General features: G+C 46.8%; 20 protein-coding genes. 9 read left to right on the forward strand and 11 right to left on the reverse strand.

The features are described 5' to 3' along the window. Positions 1-19: 19 nt before the first annotated feature. Genes BST96_RS12905 through BST96_RS12940 form a run of 9 tightly spaced genes read left to right on the forward strand, consistent with a single transcriptional unit; the run spans position 20 to position 8,866 of the window. Complete coding sequence (locus tag BST96_RS12905; RefSeq protein WP_085759104.1) at positions 20-1,297, forward strand: glycosyltransferase; 1,278 nt, start codon at positions 20-22, stop codon at positions 1,295-1,297. A 5-nt stretch (positions 1,298-1,302) separates the two neighbouring features. Then, entirely contained in the window at positions 1,303-1,545 is a 243-nt protein-coding gene (locus BST96_RS20470) for a hypothetical protein (RefSeq protein ID WP_157117949.1), read from the forward strand. Then, positions 1,539-2,708 carry an MBOAT family O-acyltransferase gene (locus BST96_RS12910; RefSeq protein WP_157117950.1) on the forward strand — a complete coding sequence of 390 codons (1,170 nt, stop codon included), beginning with the start codon at positions 1,539-1,541 and terminating at the stop codon, positions 2,706-2,708. Before BST96_RS20470 ends, BST96_RS12910 begins: the two co-directional genes overlap by 7 nt. A gap of 58 nt (positions 2,709-2,766) precedes the next feature. Next, complete coding sequence (locus BST96_RS12915; RefSeq protein WP_085759105.1) at positions 2,767-3,396, forward strand: hypothetical protein; 630 nt, start codon at positions 2,767-2,769, stop codon at positions 3,394-3,396. Continuing rightward, entirely contained in the window at positions 3,345-4,067 is a 723-nt protein-coding gene (locus tag BST96_RS12920) for a hypothetical protein (RefSeq protein ID WP_085759106.1), read from the forward strand. The genes BST96_RS12915 and BST96_RS12920 overlap by 52 nt, the downstream gene beginning before the upstream one ends. A gap of 50 nt (positions 4,068-4,117) precedes the next feature. After that, positions 4,118-5,485 carry a DUF7024 domain-containing protein gene (locus tag BST96_RS12925; RefSeq protein WP_085759107.1) on the forward strand — a complete coding sequence of 456 codons (1,368 nt, stop codon included), beginning with the start codon at positions 4,118-4,120 and terminating at the stop codon, positions 5,483-5,485. An 18-nt stretch (positions 5,486-5,503) separates the two neighbouring features. After that, positions 5,504-6,871, forward strand: a complete 1,368-nt coding sequence (locus tag BST96_RS12930; RefSeq protein ID WP_085759108.1) for an FkbM family methyltransferase — start codon at positions 5,504-5,506, stop codon at positions 6,869-6,871. After that, positions 6,861-7,928 (forward strand): acyltransferase family protein, encoded by a 1,068-nt coding sequence (locus BST96_RS12935; RefSeq protein WP_169713987.1) that lies wholly within the window; start codon positions 6,861-6,863, stop codon positions 7,926-7,928. Before BST96_RS12930 ends, BST96_RS12935 begins: the two co-directional genes overlap by 11 nt. Then, positions 7,925-8,866, forward strand: coding sequence for a radical SAM/SPASM domain-containing protein (locus tag BST96_RS12940; RefSeq protein WP_085759110.1), 942 nt, complete (start codon positions 7,925-7,927; stop codon positions 8,864-8,866). The genes BST96_RS12935 and BST96_RS12940 overlap by 4 nt, the downstream gene beginning before the upstream one ends. Positions 8,867-8,879: 13 nt before the next feature. Here the strand turns inward: BST96_RS12940 and BST96_RS12945 are convergent, their stop codons facing one another. The 11 genes from BST96_RS12945 to BST96_RS13000 form a co-directional block, all read right to left on the reverse strand. Further along, the gene (locus BST96_RS12945) at positions 8,880-9,620 is read right to left on the reverse strand and encodes an ABC transporter ATP-binding protein (RefSeq protein ID WP_085759111.1); all 741 of its coding nucleotides are present in this window, start codon (positions 9,618-9,620) and stop codon (positions 8,880-8,882) included. Position 9,621: 1 nt separating this feature from the next. Beyond that, positions 9,622-10,341, reverse strand: coding sequence for an ABC transporter permease (locus BST96_RS12950; RefSeq protein ID WP_169713988.1), 720 nt, complete (start codon positions 10,339-10,341; stop codon positions 9,622-9,624). Between the two features lie 89 nt (positions 10,342-10,430). Continuing rightward, positions 10,431-11,534 (reverse strand): glycosyltransferase family 4 protein, encoded by a 1,104-nt coding sequence (locus BST96_RS12955; RefSeq protein WP_169713989.1) that lies wholly within the window; start codon positions 11,532-11,534, stop codon positions 10,431-10,433. 183 nt (positions 11,535-11,717) lie between these two features. Beyond that, the gene (locus BST96_RS12960) at positions 11,718-12,980 is read right to left on the reverse strand and encodes a glycosyltransferase family 4 protein (protein ID WP_157117951.1); all 1,263 of its coding nucleotides are present in this window, start codon (positions 12,978-12,980) and stop codon (positions 11,718-11,720) included. A 4-nt stretch (positions 12,981-12,984) separates the two neighbouring features. Further along, positions 12,985-13,902 (reverse strand): NAD-dependent epimerase/dehydratase family protein, encoded by a 918-nt coding sequence (locus BST96_RS12965; RefSeq protein WP_085759115.1) that lies wholly within the window; start codon positions 13,900-13,902, stop codon positions 12,985-12,987. Continuing rightward, a complete protein-coding gene (gene gmd, locus BST96_RS12970) occupies positions 13,902-14,936 on the reverse strand; it encodes a GDP-mannose 4,6-dehydratase (RefSeq protein ID WP_085759116.1) in 1,035 nt (344 codons plus the stop codon). Before gmd ends, BST96_RS12965 begins: the two co-directional genes overlap by 1 nt. A gap of 14 nt (positions 14,937-14,950) precedes the next feature. After that, positions 14,951-16,237, reverse strand: coding sequence for a glycosyltransferase (locus tag BST96_RS12975; RefSeq protein WP_085759117.1), 1,287 nt, complete (start codon positions 16,235-16,237; stop codon positions 14,951-14,953). After that, positions 16,237-17,268, reverse strand: coding sequence for a glycosyltransferase family 4 protein (locus tag BST96_RS12980; RefSeq protein WP_085759118.1), 1,032 nt, complete (start codon positions 17,266-17,268; stop codon positions 16,237-16,239). Before BST96_RS12980 ends, BST96_RS12975 begins: the two co-directional genes overlap by 1 nt. Continuing rightward, positions 17,268-17,918 (reverse strand): DUF4214 domain-containing protein, encoded by a 651-nt coding sequence (locus BST96_RS12985; RefSeq protein ID WP_085759119.1) that lies wholly within the window; start codon positions 17,916-17,918, stop codon positions 17,268-17,270. Before BST96_RS12985 ends, BST96_RS12980 begins: the two co-directional genes overlap by 1 nt. Next, entirely contained in the window at positions 17,911-19,236 is a 1,326-nt protein-coding gene (locus BST96_RS12990) for a sulfotransferase family 2 domain-containing protein (RefSeq protein ID WP_085759120.1), read from the reverse strand. The genes BST96_RS12985 and BST96_RS12990 overlap by 8 nt, the downstream gene beginning before the upstream one ends. Before the next feature lie 458 nt (positions 19,237-19,694). Next, entirely contained in the window at positions 19,695-21,098 is a 1,404-nt protein-coding gene (locus BST96_RS13000) for a flavin monoamine oxidase family protein (protein ID WP_085759122.1), read from the reverse strand. Positions 21,099-21,220 lie beyond the last annotated feature (122 nt).

Raw genomic sequence — 21,220 nt, forward strand, 5'->3', positions numbered from 1 at the left:
TTAACAGGTCATCATTGAAATGATTATTATTGTGTACTCGGAAGAAAACGAAGACTCTATAAAGGATAACCTTGGTGCTCCTGCTTATAGTTATTACTTTGTCTTAAAATCTTTTCTTCCCGCGCTAGAACAGTTGGGTAAAGTGATGGTGGTTGAAAAACCACAGGACGCCGATGAAATTTATGCCAAGGCTAACGGCGAGCACTGCGTCTTTCTTTCCTTTACGGCTCCCCATGAAACAGAGATCAATCTTAAGTGCCCAACCATCCCGGTATTTGCCTGGGAGTTTTATAATATCCCTGACGAATTTTGGGATGGTGATATCAGCAATGACTGGCGTTTTGTCTTGGGTAAACTGGGTTGGGCGATAACCCATTCGCGTTTTACCGTTGAGTCAGTCCAGACTGCGGTTAGAGTTGATTACCCGGTTATCTCAGTACCTGCCCCGGTATGGGACGGTTATGCCCCTGAATCTGCTGCCGAGATTGGTCAGGTGGTGGATAATTTTAGCCTTGCGGTTGAGGGATTATCTTTCGATAGCAGAGATTGTGCTGTCGATGACCATCTGAACGGCGGTGAGCTTTCCAAGGCAATCAGCAACGAAGCTCGCCAGTTTGATATTACTGGCATCACCTATACCACGATTTTTAATCCTATTGATGGCCGTAAAAATTGGCCTGAGCTGATGTGGGCCTTTTGCTGGGCTTTTAAAGAACAGGAAAACGCCACCCTGATTCTTAAGTTAGCAGCACACCGCGCCGACGATATGGTGGATGCTTTATTATCCGACCTGAGCCGTGCCACACCTTTTAAATGTCGGGTAATTGTTATTGCCGGTTATCTTGATCAGGTTAATTATGATGTGCTGTTAAATAATACGACATATATTGTTAACGCCTCCCGGGGGGAGGGGCAGTGCCTGCCGCTAATGGAATATATGGCCCGGGGTAAACCGGCTATTGCGCCAAAACATACCGGGATGGAGGACTATATCGATGAGTCCGCGGCCTTTATTGTACGCACCAGTCTGGAACCCAGTCACTGGCCCCATGATCCTCGCCATTCCTATAGAACACTAAGGCATCGTATTAATTGGGAATCATTGATTGAAGCTTACGAGGCCAGTTACCAGGTAGCTGTTAATGATCAACAAACCTATGCCAGTATGGGGCGGCGTGCCAGCGAAATACTTGAGCAACACTGCTCGCTTAGGGTCACGGTGGATAAGCTACGCGCATTTTTTGATGACCATCGAACAATGAGCGAACGCTATAAGCAGCGCCGCAATACTGGTTAGGTTTTATGTTATTTAACTCGTATGAGTTTATTTTTCTTTTTCTCCCTATAGCCCTTTTGGGTTATTACCTGCTGCTGCGTAAAAATACTATGGCCCCTGCGATGGGTTTTCTTATCGCGGCTTCTTTGTTTTTCTACGGTTGGTGGAATGCCGCCTATCTGCTAATTATTATTGCCTCTATTATTGTTAACTATGGCCTGTCTCTGCTGTTATCCCGATTTAAAGGGGGGGCAGAAAGGCCGTGTTAATACTGGGTGTAACCTTTAACCTGTGCTTGCTCGGTTATTATAAATATGCCGATTTTCTGATTGATAACGTTGCGGCGATTGGGCTGATTGATAAAGCCACTCTGAATATTGTTTTACCTCTGGCGATATCGTTCTTTACCTTTCAGCAAATTGCGTTTTTGGTTGATAGTTACAAGTCCATCACCCATGAATATAGCTTTACCAAGTATGTGTTGTTTGTGTGCTTTTTCCCGCAGTTGATTGCCGGACCTATTGTTCACCACGCGCAGCTTATACCGCAGTTTAGCTACCAGAATATCAAGAAGAATCTATCGACTAAAGTAGCCAAAGGGTTGTCGATTTTCACTATCGGTCTGTCCAAAAAAGTATTGATCGCTGATTCTCTGGCACCGATTGCCAATGCGGTATTTGATAATCCTGAACAGTTAACTCTGGGTTCGGTAGATGCCTGGGTGGGCGCAGCGGCTTATACCCTGCAAATTTATTTTGATTTTTCCGGCTATAGCGATATGGCCATTGGTCTGGCATTAATGTTTGGTTTGTATTTGCCGATCAACTTTAACTCCCCCTATAAAGCGATCTCCATTATTGATTTTTGGCGGCGCTGGCATATGACCTTGTCTGCTTTTTTACGGGACTATTTATATATTGCCCTAGGCGGTAACCGAAAAGGGGGGCTTAGGCGCTATAGCAATCTGCTAATTACCATGCTGTTGGGTGGGCTATGGCATGGCGCTAATTGGACCTTTGTAATGTGGGGGGCGATGCACGGGGTCTACCTGGTGATCAATCATAGCTGGCGCTATCTGTTAAATAGCCTGGGCCGGTCATCGCTGGCAGACAGCGGTATATATAAACTGTTAGCCCTGCTATTAACATTTTTCTGTGTGCTTAATAGTTGGGTTGTGTTTAGGGCTGCGTCTATAGATGATGCGATGGCCTTATACCAAAGTATGTATTCTCTGGTGCCTGGCCAGCTGTATATTGCCGATAAACTATCTTCAGCCCTCGGCATGATTGCTGCGGCTTTAGCGGTGGCTTTTGTGATGCCCAATTCGCTGCAAATTATTCAATACCCAAAAACGACACTGCAATCCATGATGGGGCGCTTTTTTCAATGGCGTGGCAACGCTTTATGGGGGGCTACGCAGCGATGCTTTTGATTGCCTGTACCCTTAAGCTCAACAGCTTTTCAGCCTTTTTGTATTTTCAGTTTTGACTATGAAAGCGTATTTCTATTCATTTACACTGATTGTTAGTCTGTCATTAGTCGGTTTGTCACTGACTAATTACTTGATTAACCCCTATGGCTTTTTTCATTCGCCACTGGATACTGCGATTGCTAAGCATAAACCCTATGCCAAGCAGTACTTGCGTATTACGGTGCCTTATAAACTGGCCTTTAATGAGTTTAGTGCGCTTTTTATTGGCTCATCCCGTGTTGGTAGGGGCTTGAACTGTTCTTTTGTAGCGGCCTCAGAGGATTGCTTTAATGCAGCTATACCCAGTACCTCATCTTATGACTTATACCGTATTGCACAGCAGAAGTTAGAGTCGGGGAAGCTGGACGCTCTCTATTATGGTTTGGATTTTTACTCTTATCCCTACCAGAAACTATCAATGCAGCCTTTTGATGACTCACGGCTGGTAACCAATCAAGAAGGTGGTTTGAACGCCGGGTTCTGGCAGCAGTTTATCACCGATTATTTCAGTGCTCTGGTGTCATTAGAGGTGACAGAACATAGTGTAAAAACGCTGGGTGCTCAGGGGAAAGTAGCGGTAAACTTTAGTGCGGGGGGATGCCCATTGTTTTTAGGCAGGGAGGGTGGGGCTTTGACACTGAGCGATTAAATCGTGAACGTCCCATCAAGGCCGCTGAACGCCAGTATCGACGCTTTATCTTTTTATATAATTTCTTTGACGATCATTATGATGAGCTAAAGTTGGAGGCAGTACGGACTGATACTGATCTATTGTCGACGATTGACCAAAATCTCATTTGGTTAGAGAAGGTGATTGAGCTGAGTTACCAGAACGAGGTGAAGTTAAACCTGTTTATCAATCCTTCTTATGTGTTTTACCGTGAGTATCTTGCTGTTTCAGGTTTAGAAGAGGGCTTGTTGTATTGGAAGCAAAGAGTAGTAGAAATTAATGAACGTTTGGCCGGTCAGTATGGCCAGGCTGCTTTCCCGGTGATGGATTTTTTTGGCTATCAGGCGATAATGGCCGAAGAGCTACCCTCAAAAGCTAACCAGCATAGACTCAATCCCTGGTTTCAGGACTTGGTCCACTTTAGCCCTGATTTAGGTAAAATTATGATGGCGGATTTGCAAGCGTCATGCTCTGGAGGCGAAGATTTAACGCTGGGGTTTTGCCTGAATACACAAAACCTGGAGCACAAAAAACGCCTGGATAAGCAATCTAGAAATCGCTTTTTATCCAGTCAGTCAGAGAGTTATCAGCAGTTTGTTAAAGACGCAGAAAGCAAGCGGCAAGCAAAACAGAAAGTGCGAATACAGTAATATGGCCCGGCAATCTATGCCGCCTAATCAATCGTTGTTGAGGTTAGTCCATGCGGATCTATTTACATATCGGTTTTCCAAAAACCGGCAGTACAGCCATTCAGGCTCATTTGGTGATGAACCGGCAATGGTTGAGTAGCCGGGGTTATGCGCTTGCCGATACCGGGCATTCAGAGGGTTATGGCCATGTGCAGCTATTTGAAGATCCGGCACTGTCGCTGCTGGATAGCTTAAAACAGGAAATTGACCAGTTGCAATCTCAAGGTATTGAGCATGTTATTTTATCATTTGAAGGCGTGGTAACCTTAGGTCGCAAGAAACTTGAAAAAATCCATGCGGCTTTATCGGAACATGAGATTTTTATCGTCGCCTATATTCGAGAACAGTCGGAAGTTGTGCAGTCGGGCTATTTTCAAGCGGCCAAGCAACGGCCCCAAAAAAGAATTATTGCGGATTACCATAGCAATAAAAAACTGATTACCCCAAAACATATTAATTACCAAACAACACTGGAGAAATTTGAAGGTGTTTTTGGTCGTGAAGCGCTGATAATCCATGTTTATGAAAAAGAGGCTTTAAAAGAGCAGGATGTCGTAGTTGATTTTCTCGCTATTCTGGGGCTTGAAAAAGACGATAACTTTGTTAAAGCAGCGACTTTGCAGAATATCAGTCTGGACCCTGGGGCTGTCTATCTGTTGAATATGTTGGATGGTTATTTCAATGATGCAGAAGGGCGAGAAAAACTGGTTGATACCCTGCTGACGCGCATTGCTAATGAAGGTGCCAAGGGTAAGTATTTTCTAAGCCGGGAAAATACCGACTATATTCGCGAATTTTATACCGCCTCTAACCGCTATGTTCAGCAGCGCTATATAAAAAGTAGTGACTATCAGGATTTGTTTTCCTACAGTAAAAAAACGCACTGTGATAATTTTGAGCAGTTTGCAGCGATGGGCTCTGAGACACTGGAGTTTCTAAACCAGTATAATAAGTTCCGTAGTTGGCAGGGGGTCGAGCTGACGGGCAAAGATTTACAGTCCTTGGCCTCTCCGGCTGATGGTTGGTCTTCTCCAGAGCCCTGGGGTGTATGGTCGGATAATGATGAATCTTTTTTACGCTTTAGATTACCGGTGACGACGACATCACCCTTTAAACACACTCTGGCTATTACATTGACCGGTGATTATTTTGAAGGCAATGACCAGACCCGAGTGATCATTAATGATCAAATCGATGAGACGGTGTCACTGCTAGAGCATGAGTTTCGAGTATCAATTCCGGCGCTGGATCAATATCGCACCGTGGAGATTAAGTTATGTCATCAGCATCCCACTTCGCCAGCGGATATCGGTGCGGGAGATGATATTCGACGACTGGCCTATGCCTTGAAAAAACTTAGCTACCAAGTCATAGATTAAGGTGACTGAAGAAACCCTATGCCTAAATTGATTGATAATACGATGCTTCAGTGGCTCGCCAGACGTTTAGGTCTGGCGAGTTTATTAAGCTGCCCCTTATCTATTCCCGGCTTAGATTCATCCTTAAGGATGTTGGTGCATGGCGAGGCTGAGGAGCTGGTATCCAGGCAGATTAAAGCGCAAGGTATTTGGGAGCCGGGTGAGACTGCGCTACTAATGCATTTTTTACAGCCTGGTCATGTGTTTATTGATATAGGCGCCAATATCGGTTATTTCACGGTGCTGGCAGCGCAGCTGGTTGGTGAGCAAGGGCAGGTGATTGCTTTTGAGCCTGACCCTGATAACTTTTCTCTGCTGCAAAAAAATTGTCGGCTGAATAATAGTCGGGCGATAACGGCCAACGTAGCTCTGGCCGACTTTGAGGGAGAAGCGCAGCTGTATATCAATGAGGATAACCTGGGTGATAACGCGCTGCATAGCGCCGATCAGGCTGCCCGCTCAAGGACTATCGCCGTGACTCGGGGAGACAGCTTTTTAAGCCAGCACACAGCCAGAGCCGATTTTATAAAAATCGATACGCAGGGAGCGGAGCAGTTGGTGCTTACTGGTATGCGTAAATTTATTGCCGCCAGTGTCCCTGCCTTAACCATGATTGTAGAGTTCTCGCCGAATAGTCTTAAACGCTCTGGGGGTAGTTCTAGTGAGTTACTTGGCTTGTTAACTGATTTGGAACTGTATCTGTATGTCTTTATTGAGCAGAGCAATACCTTGCTCAGCTGCTCGCTATCGCAATTACTTGCTTGGGCAAAAATTACTGAGATGGATCATGACTCGGAGGGCTTTGTTAATTTAGTCTGTAGTGGCAAGGCGATCGAAAGCTCAGCGGCACTGCAAGTTCAACACTGTGCCGATGGCAAAGAGAATGAATTAATCGATTATCTGGTGGCAAGTATCTATCAGCCCTGGGATGGCTCTTTATGCCCCCCCGCATTATTTGCCCAATACCTCTATTTTGTTGAGGGCTGGTCTGTGCCTGAGCCCTGGGGAATTTGGTCTGACGGCAAACGCTCGGTGATTCGCTTCTCTGTTAGCGAATCTGTAATGACAGGGACGGTGCATCTGGCAATAAAGGGGCGCTACTATGTTGAGCAGGGCAGCACTGAACTGATAGTGAATGATAAAAGTTTGGGTGTGCAGGACCTGAGTGATTATCGTGTCGCGCTGGCTGCTACCGATTTTTTTGCGCCAGAGGTTCATATTGTGCTGCTACACCAAGGTACCGAGTCGCCTTTTACCCGGCAGGGGGATGACGATAAAAGAGAGTTGGGGTTTGGCCTGGAGTCTTTGTTATGGTCTCTGGATAGTGGCGGTCAGGATGCTTCGTAATTTACAGCTACTGCGTTTTATTGCCGCTTTTCTGGTGCTGGTTTACCATTCAAGAAAAGTCTTTACTGCCTTGGGTGGCGATAGCGACTGGTTGATGGCAGTGGCTCAATATGGCGGCTTTGGCGTAGATATCTTCTTTGTTATTAGTGGCTTTGTTATTTGGCACACTACCTTTGGTCAAGCCGGTAAATCTATCCACTGTTTATCATTTGTCCGGCGTCGCCTCTTTCGTATCTATCTTGGGTATTGGCCCTATTACTTACTGGCCGCACTGGCGCTGCTCTATATTGGTGAGCGGGACCCGGCGGTGATTGATTGGTGGCGCTCTTTCTTTTTAATCAACCCAACCATTAAGCATCAGGTCTTAGGCGTTTCCTGGAGCCTGGCCTATGAGCTGTACTTTTATGCTCTGTTTACGCCGCTGCTCTTATTATCGCGTAATACGGCGAGAAACCTGATTATTGTGATGTTGGTTGTTGTGATTGTTATCAACAAACTTGTACTCACCCATAAATTGGGTATTGGCATTGTGCTTAGCCCGTATTTGATTGAGTTTTTTGCTGGCTGTTTGATTGCTATCTTTATGCAGCGTATGAACTCGAGGGTGGTCATAGCAGCTCTGGTGGTGGTGATGGTGGCTGCCCTGTTCTACGCCGTGAACTATGCCTCCCGCTTCAATATGGGCCGAATTGAGGGCTTTGGTGTGGTCGCCATCAGCCTGGTGGCACTGATGGTGCTATTAGAGAATCGCGGCTTATACCAAGCTGGGCGTTGGCTGACATTCCTGGGGGATAGTTCCTACTCCTTATATCTCAGTCATTTTATTGTTATTACTTTGCTGATGTCATTCCTGAAGGGGGTGGACCTGGCTCTGGGGCAGCCTCTGGTATGGATAATTTACTGGGCGTTTTTGTTATTTATCATTGCTATTAGTGCCCTAAACTATCACTATATTGAACGGCCTCTCTACCGCTATGCCTTAAAATATTGGCCGTCCCCGGCTTTAAGGCAGCGTTTGAAGGGTGTGCCTAAACCTGTTGGAAACAAGCCTGAATGACTACAATGACTACCCATAAATTAGAAGAAACTCCCTGGCTATTTAATATTGAGTTGACTAATCGCTGTCCGCTCAAATGTGTGATGTGCGCCCGAACCGAGCATATGACGCGGGCCGAAGGCGATATCAGCATGGAACTTTATACCCGTATTGTCGATGACTTATGCGAGATTTCCCCGCCGCGAAAAATGAAAAACCGCTTGCTCAGGTTGCATCAATTTGGCGAAAGCCTGGTGCATCCGGAATTTGACAGCATGATTCGCTATGCCGCTGACAAAGGTTTTCGCGTGGCGCTATCAATTAACCCTGTGTTGCTAAAGCCGGTTATTGCCGATCGCCTGCTCGATTCCGGCATTGATTCTTTGTATATCTCACTGGATGGTCATGATGATGAATCGTTTTTTCAACTCCGGGGTTTAAAGAATGCCTATGATGATTCGGTAGCGCGGCTGGAAGCTTTTCTGGCGAAAAAAACCGAGCGGCAATTGCCGATTCATATTGAATTATCCATGATCGATTTTAAGCTTAACCGTGAAAGCATTGCCAAGATGCACGCTTACTGGGAGCAGCATCCGGGTATTGATGAGTTTAGAAATAAAGAATTTATGAAATGGGATGGCTCCGCTGATTCAGTCAATGCTCTGGCCGATGATGATACCGGGCGGCGTATTGAAGAGACGATTGAAAAGCGCGGTGGTTGTTCTCTGCCATGGAATCAAATGGCGGTACTGTGGGATGGCAGGGTCGTGCCCTGTTGCTATGATTATGACGGCAAATATACCGTGGGTGATGTAAGAGAAAAGTCGTTGTTGGAAATTTGGCACGACAAGCCGATGCAGGCTTTACGCGAAGAGTTTGAGAGCAAGCAGGTAAGCAATGACTTGTGTAAAAACTGCGAATTTAGTCCGGGCAGCATTCCGCTGACCCAATTATCCTGAGCTTAGGTTTTCATTAGGCGTTGCTGGTGTTGGCGCTGTTGCTGGCACTGATTTTTTCGTTCATGGATGCGGTATAGGCAGCATATACCGTTTCCGGGTCGCCTTGCTGCAGTGATACGCCGTCTTCTATCCATACCAATCGATCACAGAGTTCTTGCAAGGTGTCATGTTGGTGTGACACCAATACCACGGTTTGATCAGAGGCTATACGTTCTTTAAGCAGTGTGCTGGATTTTTCTTTAAAGGCGCTATCGCCCACCCCTAGTACTTCATCAATCAGCAAAATATCCGGCGACAGGTTGCTGGAAATTGCAAAGCCCAGTCTCGCGCACATACCGGTAGAATAGGTTCTAACATTTTCATGAATAAATTCACCAATATCCGCAAAGGCGATAATTTCATCGAGTAAGCCGTGCATTTCCTTGCGGCTTTTTCCCAGCAGCATACCGGAGTAAATAATATTGTCGCGGCCGCTGAGGTCGCGATCAAAGCCCACCTGTAAAGCCAGTAATTGTGTTCTTATTGATGGCGGGATGCTTATCTGCCCTTTGTCCGGGCTGATGATGCCAGCCAGCAGACGCAACAGTGTGCTTTTTCCTGCGCCATTGCCCCCGATGATACCAATGGTTTCACCGCGTTTAATGGTAAAGCTAACATCCTTTAACGCCCAGTAACCGGCGCTACGTCGCAACATCCGCTGGTAGCAAATACCAACGTTTTCTACGGAAACTAATATGCTGTTTTCCTGGCTCATATTAACCTGCTAATCGTGGATAAACGCGGTCAAAGCGCTTATATATAAAAAGGTTGATGATAGTGAGCACGGTGCTGAATAAGGCAATACCCGCCATGGCATTAAAGGCCGGGGGAGTGCCGCTGAGCAGTACGGATCGATAAAAATTAATAATCATTAAAAATGGGTTATAGGCAAGAATATCCCTAACACGTTCATCCATTAGTGAGATATCAAAGAAAATACCCGAGCTAAAAAATAGCATCAGCATGACATAGTTGACCACCAGTCGCAGGTCGGGGATTAAGGGCACAATAGCCGCGACTAGAAAGCCCACGGCGACAATAAAATACATTTGTACCAGCAATAGTAATGGCAGCCATAGCCAGCTTGCCTGAATATTAGTATCCGTTAACAATAAAAAGGCTAAAAATATTGCCAGAATAAAAATAAACCTAAAGCTGGCGGCAACAATGGCGATTGCCGGAAATATCAATTTGGGTAGATAGAGTTGGTACATAATACCGACGTTCTGGGTAATGGATACCGTGCAAGCTTTGATACTGGCATCAAACCATTTCCACACCACCAGGCCACAGAGTAAATAACTTAAAAAGCCCTCACCACCCTGACGAAACCCCATGCCGAACACAAAATAAAATACACCGAGATACAAGGTAGGTTCGATAACCCACCATAATAAGCCCAAATAATTTTTCGAGGCTTCTGCTTTTAAGCTCATAACTGATCTGACAAAGATGAGTTCGGTATAGTTGATGGACATTAAAAGGGCCTTGGTTGCTAATCGTTATTTATTGTTGCTTGTGGTTATTATAGCTTGGTGCTTTGATGAAGTATGTTTAACATCGTCGCCGCGGATTTCTCCCAGTTATACTTTTGCGACTGCAGCAGTGCCGCTGCCGCTAATTGTTGGTAGTGCTCGCTGTCTGAGGTGATCTTACTTAAGGCATCACACATCTCTTCAACAGAGTAGGGGTCGACCAGTATTCCACCTGCCCCGGCAACTTCTTTCATGGCAGACAGGTTGGAGGTGATAACGGGTACACCCTGTGACATCGCTTCTACAATGGGCAGGCCAAAACCTTCATATAATGAAGGCATAAGCAGTGCATAGGCGTTCTTGTATAGTTGGGCCAATTGTTGATCTGTCACCTGACCTAATAAGCTGACGTGGGCGCTTATGCCATGTTGGGCGATAACGCTTTCAATAGATACGCCTCCCCAGCCGCTTCCGCCAGCAATTTTTAAGGGCAGGGGTTCAGGGGTCTTATCCAGATATTGTTTGTAGGATAAAAGCAGGCGATTAAGGTTTTTTCTGGGCTCCAGTGTGCTGACAAACAGAAAATAATTCTTTTGGTCCGATACGGTTTTATCCAGTGTCACTGTGTCTGGGCTTAAACAGCTGGCTCCGGTGACCACCTGAGTTTTGTTCTCGGCATAGGGAAAGTTCTGTTTAATATCACAGCGGGTAAATTCTGAGACGGCGACGACTATTTTGGAAGATGCGATGGCCCTTGGCATTAAAATAGATTCCAGAAGCCTGCCAAATTGCGTCATCGTTGAGCCATAGTGGATCCATACAAGGTCGTGGATAGTCACTACTGAGGGCGTACTGCTTGATAGCGCTAAGGGCAGATTATGGCGCGGTGACCAGAAGACATCAATCTGGTCTTTTTTTGCCCAGTGCGGAAACAGCAGTTGTGCATACAGCGTGCTGAGCTTGGGTAGTTGGTAGTTACCACAGCGGTGGTGAATATTATCCCCGCTCAGTTCAGTTTTATCATATTGCCGGTCAGAATATAAAAACCACTCGTCCCCCCCCAGGGCTGTCATTCGTTTTAACAGCTCTATGGTATAGCGGTGGATACCGGTACCAGGGTAGCAAAGAGGGCGGGCATCAACTCCGATTTTCACAATACACTGATCCTGGCAATGGATGCAGGGCATGCAGTGATTATGGCTTTTACATTGTTGCTAGAACAATAACGGCGAAAAAAACCTAACATCCGCTGACCTTGCTGTTGTTCATAGTTGCTAACTCAATAAATGGTTTCAATTACATGTAATCAAACGACGATTATACTACAAGCGCAATAGCTATTTCTGTACTAAACGGTAGACCGCTGCCACATTGTTGGCGACCTCTTCCCAACAGTAGTTGGCGCTGACCTCTAAGCCTTTTGCAATGGCCTGTTCCCGCCAAGCCTGGTCATGTAACACGGTATCCAGACCGGGCATGATGGTCGCCGGGTCATGGGGGTCTACCAGATAACTGGCGCCATTGCTGACTTCCGGCAGCGATGAGACATTTGAGCATAAAACCGGCACCCCGGAGGCCATGGCTTCCGCCACCGGCAAGCCGAAACCCTCATATAATGACAGTAGCATAAATGCATGGGCTCCCGCATACAGCAGCGGTAAATCATCTTCATGGACGTAATTTAGATAGCGAAGGGCAGAGCGGGCTTCCCCTTCCTTGATAAGTTCCATAATAGGGGCGCTGCCCCAACCCTTGCCGCCAATTATCACCAACGGCCGTTGGCGTGAAACTTCCTCCGGTAGTTGCAGATAACATTGGATTAATTGGGTAATGTTTTTGCGGGGTTCCAGCGTTGAAACGGTGAGGGCATAGCCGCCGTATTCAAGGTCGTAACGTTGCAGGGCCTGATGAATGTCTGGCGCTGTTCTGGGTTTAAAAGCAGGATCAACACCCAGCGGGATAGCGATCACATGCTTGGGGTCAAAATTAAAATACTCGATAACCTCAGAGCGAGTAAATTCTGAATCAGTAATAATATAGCTGGCCCGTTTCACGGATTTGGGTATGGCTTTACTGAGGTATTTTACCCGACTGGCGGGGTGACACTCGGGATATTTAAAAATTGATAGGTCGTGAATCGTAAGAATACTGGTGGCGCTGATATATGGCGCAACAAAATTGGGTGCGTGAAGTACCACGTCTTTTGAGGCCGGGCTATTGATAAATAATAACAGCGGCTGTAACAGCGCTTTAAGGTGTACTTTGCTATAGAGTATCCAATGCCCGATGCGGGCGATCAGGGCAAAGCAGGCCCGGAGTAAAAAGGCTGTTAGTCGATTATAGTACAGCCATCTAAAGCGGGTATAAAAGGCTTGTTTAGTCTTAGTATTGCCGGCTGTATGGGATGGTTCCGGGGCTTCGCTGACAGCATGGGGTTGCTTGGGGTCATAGGGAATCTCTTTAACCAGGCGGCCGCGAAACAGATAGCTGACCTCGTCAATATCGTCCTGCTCTGGCAGTCTTTTGGCCAGCTCATAGGTGTAGCGGCCAATACCGGTTAAAGGGGGGTGAAGCGCCGAGGCTTCCAGGATGATTTTCAATGATTTAGCCGTCTGTTTTTTTATACATCCATTCCAGTGTTTGGCGCAATGGAATTGGGGAGTAGTTACCAACAGTCGCCTTTAGCTTATCATTGCAGCCGACTAGTTGTTTAACTTCGTTGTCCCTGACGAAGGCCGGGTTGACTTCAACCTTAATGGAATAGCCCGCGATGTCTCTCATCATATCCAGGGTCTCGGTCAGGGAATGACCGCTACCAGAGCATAGATTAAACACTTCACCGGCGGGTTTTGCGTCGATTAAGCCGCCATAAGCGGCAGCAATATCACGCACGTCAGAAAAGTCTCTGACGACATCGATATTACCTAATTCTATACGGTGATCCCCTCTTTGGAAATGTGAAACAATCTTGGGGAGTAAAAAACGTTCAGATTGACCGACACCAGTATAGTTAAAGGGCCTAACGATTGTGATGGGTAATTGTTCCATCCATAAGCGCGCCATATGTTCCATGGCCAGTTTGCTGACCGCGTAGTCGTTAGCGGGCGCGGCGATGGTCGTTTCATTTAAGACGGCTGACGGATCTAAATCCTGAGCGTGGGTATTGCCGTAAATATTAGCGCTGCTGGCCAGTACCACCAGATCCGGGTTGACGCCAGCCTCAACCAGCGCCGATAACAGATTGCGGGTGCCGGTGATATTGGCTTGATAGATGGCATCTATATCGCCGTGTGCCACAAAGGAAATGGCGGCCAGGTGAACCACTACATCGGGCTGTATGGTCTCAACCAGCTCGCGGATCGCCTTTTGATCGGATAAATTTATCGAGTATCGGTTGTTCTGCTGCTGTGCGGACTCGGCGCCAAAGCCAAATATGTCATAACCGCGCTGGCTTAATTCTGCGGCAATATAGTCACCGGTAAAGCCGCTGATACCGGTGATAAGCGCCCGAGGTGGCGACATTAATAACCTCGGCCGTTGGCATTGCGTCGCAAATCCGCTTCAACCATCATTGAGCATAGCTGCTCTAAAGTTGTTTCTGCGGTCCAACCTAAAATATCCTTGGCTTTGCTGGCGTCACCGATAAGCAGCTCGACTTCAGCGGGCCGATAAAACTGTGGGTTAACCCGGACCAGTGTTTTGTTAGTGGCTGTGCAGATGCCGATTTCATGTTCTTCTTTGCCCTGCCATTCCAGGCTGATATCCACGGCTTTAAACGCCATATCGACAAAGTCGCGCACTGTCTCGGTGCGGTTAGTGGCCAATACAAACGTGTCGGGTTTGTCAGACTGCAAGATGCGCCACATGCCTTCAACATAATCTTTGGCATAGCCCCAGTCACGTTTTGCATCGAGGTTGCCCAGTTCCAGAATATCTTGCTGGCCCAGCTTGATATTGGCGACGGCGTCGGTAATTTTACGGGTAACAAATTCAATCCCCCTGAGTGGAGATTCGTGGTTAAACAAAATACCGCTACTGGCAAAGATATCAAAGGACTCTTGATAATTGATGGTCATCCAGTGGGCATAGAGTTTTGCCACTCCATAGGGGCTGCGGGGGTAAAAGGGGGTTTCTTCGGTCTGTGGAACCGTTTGTACTTTGCCAAACATCTCTGAGGTGGATGCCTGATAAAAGCGTGCTTCGGGTTTGATGGTTCTAATGGCTTCAAGCAGGTTAACCGCACCAAGCCCGGTTATTTTGCCGGTGGTAACGGGCTGGTCAAATGAGACACCGACAAAACTTTGTGCGGCTAAATTATAGACTTCATCGGCCTGGCTTTGGGCCATCAAGCGCATTGCAGCACCGGGGTCCGTAAGGTCAAAGTCGACTAATTTCAGGTTTTCATGTTGATCGATGCCTAGTTCTTTCAGGCGCCATAGGTTGACGGAGCTGGTTCTGCGAAGAGCTCCCCATACGGTATAGCCTTTTTCCAATAATAGGCTGCTAAGGTAAGCTCCGTCTTGTCCTGTTACTCCAGTAATAACTGCGCTTTTCATAAGTTACCTTGCTGTTAATCGGTCGGTGGTTCCAGGGTGTTGACCAATAGCTGTGATGCATCTTTAAATAAATCGATATCTTGCTCGTGGGCACACATATTACCTATTAAGCGAGCCAGAGAGCGATCCAGAAAATGATGACTCAATCTAAGTTCTGAACAGGTCTTGGCAAATTCATACATTTGCTGTGCGTAATTGGCGCTATCGTGCTGGTGGGCTGCATATGCTTTGGCGCGGCGGCCCATGGCGGCATAATAATTCGGATTGTTAAGGAAGTCTTCTAATATTCGCTGAATGTCTTCAATTTCATGCTCGGGCTTAACATGGGCGACGGTATCGGCGGGCAGTTCGCTATACCAGCCAATCTGGGTGACCAGACTAGGCAGGCCCATATCCCAGAAACGCAGCTGGCTGGCTGAGCTCTCTCCCATGGTGGGGTAGCGTAAGTTGATGGCCAAATGAGCGGACTGCAGTGCTTGGGCAAGCTCGGATTCTGGCGCAAAACCCCGAATATCGATATAGCCTGATAAGCCATTAGTGGCGGCGGCCTCCAGTAGTGATTCCTCGTCATCAAGATGGCCAAATATCTGTAGTCGAAATTTCCCGGGTTTGCTAATAGCTCCCCAAGCTTTGAACAGGGATGTCAGCCTGCGGTTGGGGCCGGCATGGCCACAAAAAATAAGCGTGTAAACCTCGTCATCATAATTGGCCCTGGTTAGTGCCGGTTGGCAGGGGTAGGGTAGCTTGGCGACAATAATGGGGCCGCTATAAACGGTTGAGATGATGTCCCGGGCATAATTAGAATGCACAATAATCCCCAAAGCATTCGCTAAAAAAGCTTTAAACAAAGGGTATTGCACTATGAGCTGCTCATACTGCTGTGGCGATGTCAGGCCAGCCTTGCCCAATCGCAAGGCTTCTGGACCATATTGCGCAGCCAGGTGGTGTAGCCAGTCAAAGCCGGGTATTTCTTTTGTGCAGGTTTGAGCCAGGTTAATCAGGTTGGTATCGTGTAAAACTATCAGGCCAGGCTGTTCAAACAGTTGCTTGACGATATCAGCATGGTTTCGATTATTGCCCAGATGGTAGATAGCCAATGGTGCTTCGCCCGTTGGGCTGATGGCGTTGTTGGGGCTAATATATTGCCGGGTCCATTCCGGGGTGCTGGTCTGGTCCTGTCCCGGTGAGATCGCGACGATATTGGCATCCGTACAAGTATGCAGTGCTGCCAGCACCTGTTGGGAATATCTGGCGATCTCGGTCTGATCCGCATCCAGCGGGGAGAACCACTGTATGTCCATTAGAGCAAAGCCTCTATCACTTTAGCCCAGTTAATATCCATGGCCTCAACCATGGTTTTGGCATGGTTGCCCAACTGCTTGGCCAGAGCGCGATCGGACCAGGCCTGGTCCAGTTTTGCCGCCAAATCGATGGCATCGGCTTTGGCGACTAAACCGGTTTGCTGGTCTTTGACAAACTCGATGGCCCCGCCGGCATCTTCCAGCGTAATAACTCCTTTGCTAGAGAACATGGCTTCCGGTGTGATATAGCCATAGTCCTCCTGGTAGGGGGTAAATAGCACCATTAAAGCATTGGCATACAGTTCAAATTTTTCTTGCTCGGAAATATGTCCCAGCCAAGTGATTTGATGCTCTACACCTAATGAACTCGCTTGCTGTTTTAGCTGTTGAAAGTAATCGTCGCTATCTGCTTTGCCAGAAAAAACAATTTTAACCGGCTCTTGGGTATGGGCCAGAGCTTCGATGACCAGTTCCTGACGCTTAATCGGGTTGATGCGGCTAGGGAAATAAAAATAATCGTTGTACTCGCCACAGTAAAAATGCTCAATATTTCTGGGTGGGGGATATAACGCTTCTGAGCTTATGCCGTTGTACTGTAGCAATCGCTCTGAGACGGTGTTGGAGATGGTATAGATGTTTTTTTCCTGGCTGAGGGAGGCGGTATCCTCTCTGCGTATCAGGTTTCTCACTTGTTTGCCGTCTGGCATATGATTCAGGTCAGAAAATTGTGTATTCCACAAATCATAAGCGGTTCTATGTTGGTGCAAAATCCAATAGGACTTATTGGGGTGGTTGACTAACCAGGCTGGAAATTTAAGCCCGATCACTTTATCAACGCTGCTATCGATATCGAGTAATTTACAGGCCAGAATATGATTAACCAGTGACTCTTGCGGATACCATTTAAACGGTATTGTCATTATCTCGGCGTTATGGCCTTGTTCAAGCAGAGCCGCAACAAGATCTTCCGCCAGCACTTCCGCACCGCCATAGCAGAAAGGTACTTGCGTATTCAGTATTAATATATTCATTACTTGGGCTCTTTGTTAGGCTTTCTATTGGCCTCTTTATCAGGTGGCGCCCACGAGGCGTTGCCCGTTTCTTCAGCCAGCCATTCGGCGATACGGTTTTGGTGCTTACTTATCATGTTATCTACTTCACCGGCATCATGGCGAGTTGCTTCAATTAAACCCCGCTGATATTCCTGTTCTTCCTGTAACCGGGCTATTTTCCTCAAGCCAATGGCAAGGCGAATCAGAAAACCTATGACGGGTACTCTGCCTATACGATAAAATAAGTGGGCTGTGGCAAAGTCGCTAATGATTACCTGCTGCTGTTGTGCTTCATCGCTATTCATTAAGCTTTTGATAATCTCAATCCTTGGTACCTTGTCGACGCGCAATGCTTTCAGGATATTGCTCATGCCGGTCTTGTCGGGGGCTCTTTTAAATAACGCTTGATAGCAAAAATGGACAAATTCACCATCATACAATGTGAGAAATTCTTCCAGCTGATAGGTTTTCCTATTATCTGTTCTATCGATTTCAGAACCAGGCAAGATTAGCGCTTCGATATCAAACATAGCAGACCTGTGATTGCTGTTGTTACTCAATGGCGATGAGGGGCGCTCCTGAATATTTTTTTTCACCTGATCCAGCAGGCGGTTGCCAGTTTTATTCATGGGGCGCTGTGCTCACAGTTGAGGGTTTATTAAAGGTTGTTTGATACAGTTGGTAATCTTCAGGGAAGGACTCTTTGAGTTTTTGCTCTATGCTGAGATCTCGAAAACGGCTGAGGGGAAGGTGATCATAGGGCTCTAATTTATTCGGTAAAAGGTCAACCAATAATTGATTGTTACCGTCGGCGCTAATATTATCGCAATGAGTGTCTGCGCTTTGATCTTTCAGTATGGCGATGGATTGCGACGTTATTGTTTGTAAATCCACTTGCAGCTGTTCGATCTGGTCTGATCGGTATATCTTAGTAAAATTTTTAATGCCTTTTAAATAAAAGTGCTGCGCTACCCAGTGTGGGTCCCGGGTTTTTATTGGGTTTGCAATAATGGCATCAATAAATTCCCTGAAAGTAATGCCTTTTTTATGGTCGATGGCGTCTTCGCCCTGCACGACTTTTAATACTTTGTCAGTATGAAAATGATTGATGGTGGTCATTCTATTTTCAACAAACATATCAATATAGACATCAATCATTCTGTCCATGGGTTCTCGAATTACGGAAAATTTAAAATAGTCATCCCTGTGAGCAATTTCTCGCGCCTGTTTTAACGGAATGTCTTTTAGTTGTGCACCCGTATTAAATTGGTCGGTAACGATATCGAGACTAAAGTGCTTTAGCTGGTCTTTATGCTGGATATCACTCAGGTCAATCATCAGTTGTTTTAGTGAGGTGTTGCCGCATTTGGCGATGGGGGTGTAAAGCAGTTTGTAGGGGGTGGAGATCATTGCGCCGGCGAGTGGCCAGGGCATACCGTTGTCATTGTTCTTGCTCCAAAATTGCTCGGCTGTGATTGTTGGGGCTTTTATAAAGTTGCCCATCTGTTGGTATTTTAATGGGTCTTTAATGGTGTTGATCAGTCTGTCGCTGTTTTCGCAAACAAAGTTATAGAGTTTAATGTCTTCCTGGTTAAGCTGTTTAATCAGGGCGGATGTCTTGTCATCAATACTGATTTTGTGGGTATAGTTTTGTTTGCTGTTATTGACATTGTCTAACAGGATGGAGTCCATATTCAGTAGGCGAGCAATTTCTGTTTGAAACGGTAGCAGGTGGCCGGCATCACCAATCAGGCAATCATGTTTTTTCAGCGTTTTTTTCACGCCTTCAAAGCTGGCGCTGTAGCGGGATAGATAACTGCACTGAATATTCCTTATTTCTTTGCGAAATGATCGGCAGTTTTTGATGGAGTTATACAGGCTGTCTGGGTCAATGCCTTTTTTAATCCAACGCGCCAGTTGCTTTTCTCGCTCTGCCTTTGCTTCCACTGTTGTCGCAAGGTCCGGGCGGGTGTAGTAACTATAAAGGGAGATAACGCGGTCTATAGGGTTTCTAACGATGGCGCAGTAAAGGGGGTTTAGCTTGCGTGGATAAAAAGCAATGCCTTTATGGCCCCCATCAGCAGTTTATTAGCGACTTTTAATCTGGGGTAGAAAAAATGAGGTGGCCTTGAATCGAGGCCCAACCAAAACAGCTTGTCATTATCCAATACGTCATACAATGTGCGGCGCAGGCTGGTGCCAGCTGACTTGGGAATATGTAAAAAGACGATTTTTGGATTCATGCTTCACTATTGGGTGATTTATTGCCTCGGCAACGGGCTGGCTGTTTATTCGGATGCTAAAACAGCGGGCAGATTATAGGATGATTCACTTTAAATGTCTTTAATTTCAAGGCTTGCTATTAAGCCAATGCTATTGCCAATAACAGGCAGTTTTATCCGGGGTTAAATAGAATTAATGACTTCTGGCGCACAGCGCTCGGCAGATAATACGGCCGCTTCCATGCCGGATTTTCTCGCTTCAGTATGTTCGCCTGCAAAGTGCAATGGTCCCTCAACCAGTGGCACCGCATGGGCGAAGCGGTTGATATCGCCAGCATTATATTGAGCATAGGCGCCACGGCTAAATGGGTTGTTTTGCCAGGAAATAACCTTGCTGACTTCCAGCTTACCCGCTGCCGACGGGCGAGCCTTTTCAAACGCCTGTAATATCTGCTGGCCAATCTGCTCGCTGGGCAGGGAGTCCACTGCCATGGCGTTATTGCCCGCTAGCCAGGCCCTTACCATGGTGACTTTTTTGTCGGGCCCCTGCTGGCTAAACACCATGCCAATAGGGGTGTCGGTCCACATATTTGGGCTTAACTCATCCTCCAGCCAAAACTCACTTTTAGGTTTAAAAAACACATGAGTGGCTCTACTGTAGTCCATAGACTTAATGGCTTGCCGTTTGGGGGCGCTAATTAATAACTGTAGATCCATCTCTCTCAAGGTAGAGAAGGGGGTTGTTACTATGCAGCGTTTTGCCGTGTAACTACTGCCGTCCTGGCAAGTGACAACGGCTTGGGTGCCTTGCTGCTTTATTTGGCTGACTGGTTTATTGAGTTGTGGTGGTTGTTTTAAATCAGCGGCCATCGCTTCCGGTATTCTTTGGGTTCCGCCCTGAACAAATTCTGCCCCTAAGGCCCCTTTAATAATGGCGTTTTTGCGCAGCATTTGCAGGGCAGACACTTTACTGATGTCATTGGCCATAAAATTACTATTAATTAAGCGCATGGCTTCATTACTGGCGCCCAGACTTTTCAAATGCTCGGCCAGCGGAATATCCAGATGGCTGAAGTCTGGCGATAACCACTGCTGTGGTTCGGCCAGTGTTTCGCCCTGGTTAAGGTAATGCCATAAAAGCCAATTGGGTTGAAAATCTCGCTCTGATGGCGACAGCTTATTGGCTGGGTGCTTGCCCCATGCACGGGCCCCCAATAATTGTTGGTTGATGGCGAAGGTCATACCAGGGGCCATCATGTCTGAGCCCGCTTCAAATTTTATATTCAGGCGGTTGCTGATCGCGCGCAGCACGTCATAGTCCAGGCCTACTTGATTGGCACCGGCCTCGGGGTGGCCCTCCATATCATCGAGTGTATGGACACGGCCTCCCACACGATTATTGGCCTCTAAGACCAGGACATTGGCCCCTTGTTGCTCCAATAAATAAGCGGCATGCAAGCCGGATAAACCGGCCCCGATAACAATTACATCGTATTGGCTGGGGTTGGCCCACAGAGGATGAATCAGACCGCTGGCGGCAACGGTACTGGCAGTTTTCAGAAAGTCTCTGCGATTAAACGGCTTCATAGTCGGTCTCTCAGTCTTATTGGTTAAGCCAGCTTACTGCGCACGATTGAGGCTGATCTTTGTTATTTATCAAAACGACGTTGTATCATGCTCTTACAACCTATAATAGCTGCTTTTAGCAG

The sequence above is a fragment of the Oceanicoccus sagamiensis genome (assembly GCF_002117105.1).
GTDB classification, from domain to species: Bacteria; Pseudomonadota; Gammaproteobacteria; order Pseudomonadales; family Dasaniaceae; genus Oceanicoccus; species Oceanicoccus sagamiensis.

What these genes read in the sequence shown, in the direction of transcription:
- BST96_RS12905 (WP_085759104.1), top strand. Translation starts at nt 20, where the DNA reads ATGATTATTATTGTGTACTCGGAAGAAAACGAAGACTCTATAAAGGAT.
- BST96_RS20470 (WP_157117949.1), top strand. Translation starts at nt 1,303, where the DNA reads ATGTTATTTAACTCGTATGAGTTTATTTTTCTTTTTCTCCCTATAGCC.
- BST96_RS12915 (WP_085759105.1), top strand. Translation starts at nt 2,767, where the DNA reads ATGAAAGCGTATTTCTATTCATTTACACTGATTGTTAGTCTGTCATTA.
- BST96_RS12920 (WP_085759106.1), top strand. Translation starts at nt 3,345, where the DNA reads ATGCCCATTGTTTTTAGGCAGGGAGGGTGGGGCTTTGACACTGAGCGA.
- BST96_RS12925 (WP_085759107.1), top strand. Translation starts at nt 4,118, where the DNA reads ATGCGGATCTATTTACATATCGGTTTTCCAAAAACCGGCAGTACAGCC.
- BST96_RS12930 (WP_085759108.1), top strand. Translation starts at nt 5,504, where the DNA reads ATGCCTAAATTGATTGATAATACGATGCTTCAGTGGCTCGCCAGACGT.
- BST96_RS12935 (WP_169713987.1), top strand. Translation starts at nt 6,861, where the DNA reads ATGCTTCGTAATTTACAGCTACTGCGTTTTATTGCCGCTTTTCTGGTG.
- BST96_RS12940 (WP_085759110.1), top strand. Translation starts at nt 7,925, where the DNA reads ATGACTACAATGACTACCCATAAATTAGAAGAAACTCCCTGGCTATTT.
- BST96_RS12945 (WP_085759111.1), bottom strand. Translation starts at nt 9,620, where the DNA reads ATGAGCCAGGAAAACAGCATATTAGTTTCCGTAGAAAACGTTGGTATT.
- BST96_RS12950 (WP_169713988.1), bottom strand. Translation starts at nt 10,341, where the DNA reads ATGAGCTTAAAAGCAGAAGCCTCGAAAAATTATTTGGGCTTATTATGG.
- BST96_RS12965 (WP_085759115.1), bottom strand. Translation starts at nt 13,902, where the DNA reads ATGTCGCCACCTCGGGCGCTTATCACCGGTATCAGCGGCTTTACCGGT.
- gmd (WP_085759116.1), bottom strand. Translation starts at nt 14,936, where the DNA reads ATGAAAAGCGCAGTTATTACTGGAGTAACAGGACAAGACGGAGCTTAC.
- BST96_RS12975 (WP_085759117.1), bottom strand. Translation starts at nt 16,237, where the DNA reads ATGGACATACAGTGGTTCTCCCCGCTGGATGCGGATCAGACCGAGATC.
- BST96_RS12980 (WP_085759118.1), bottom strand. Translation starts at nt 17,268, where the DNA reads ATGAATATATTAATACTGAATACGCAAGTACCTTTCTGCTATGGCGGT.
- BST96_RS12985 (WP_085759119.1), bottom strand. Translation starts at nt 17,918, where the DNA reads ATGAATAAAACTGGCAACCGCCTGCTGGATCAGGTGAAAAAAAATATT.
- BST96_RS13000 (WP_085759122.1), bottom strand. Translation starts at nt 21,098, where the DNA reads ATGAAGCCGTTTAATCGCAGAGACTTTCTGAAAACTGCCAGTACCGTT.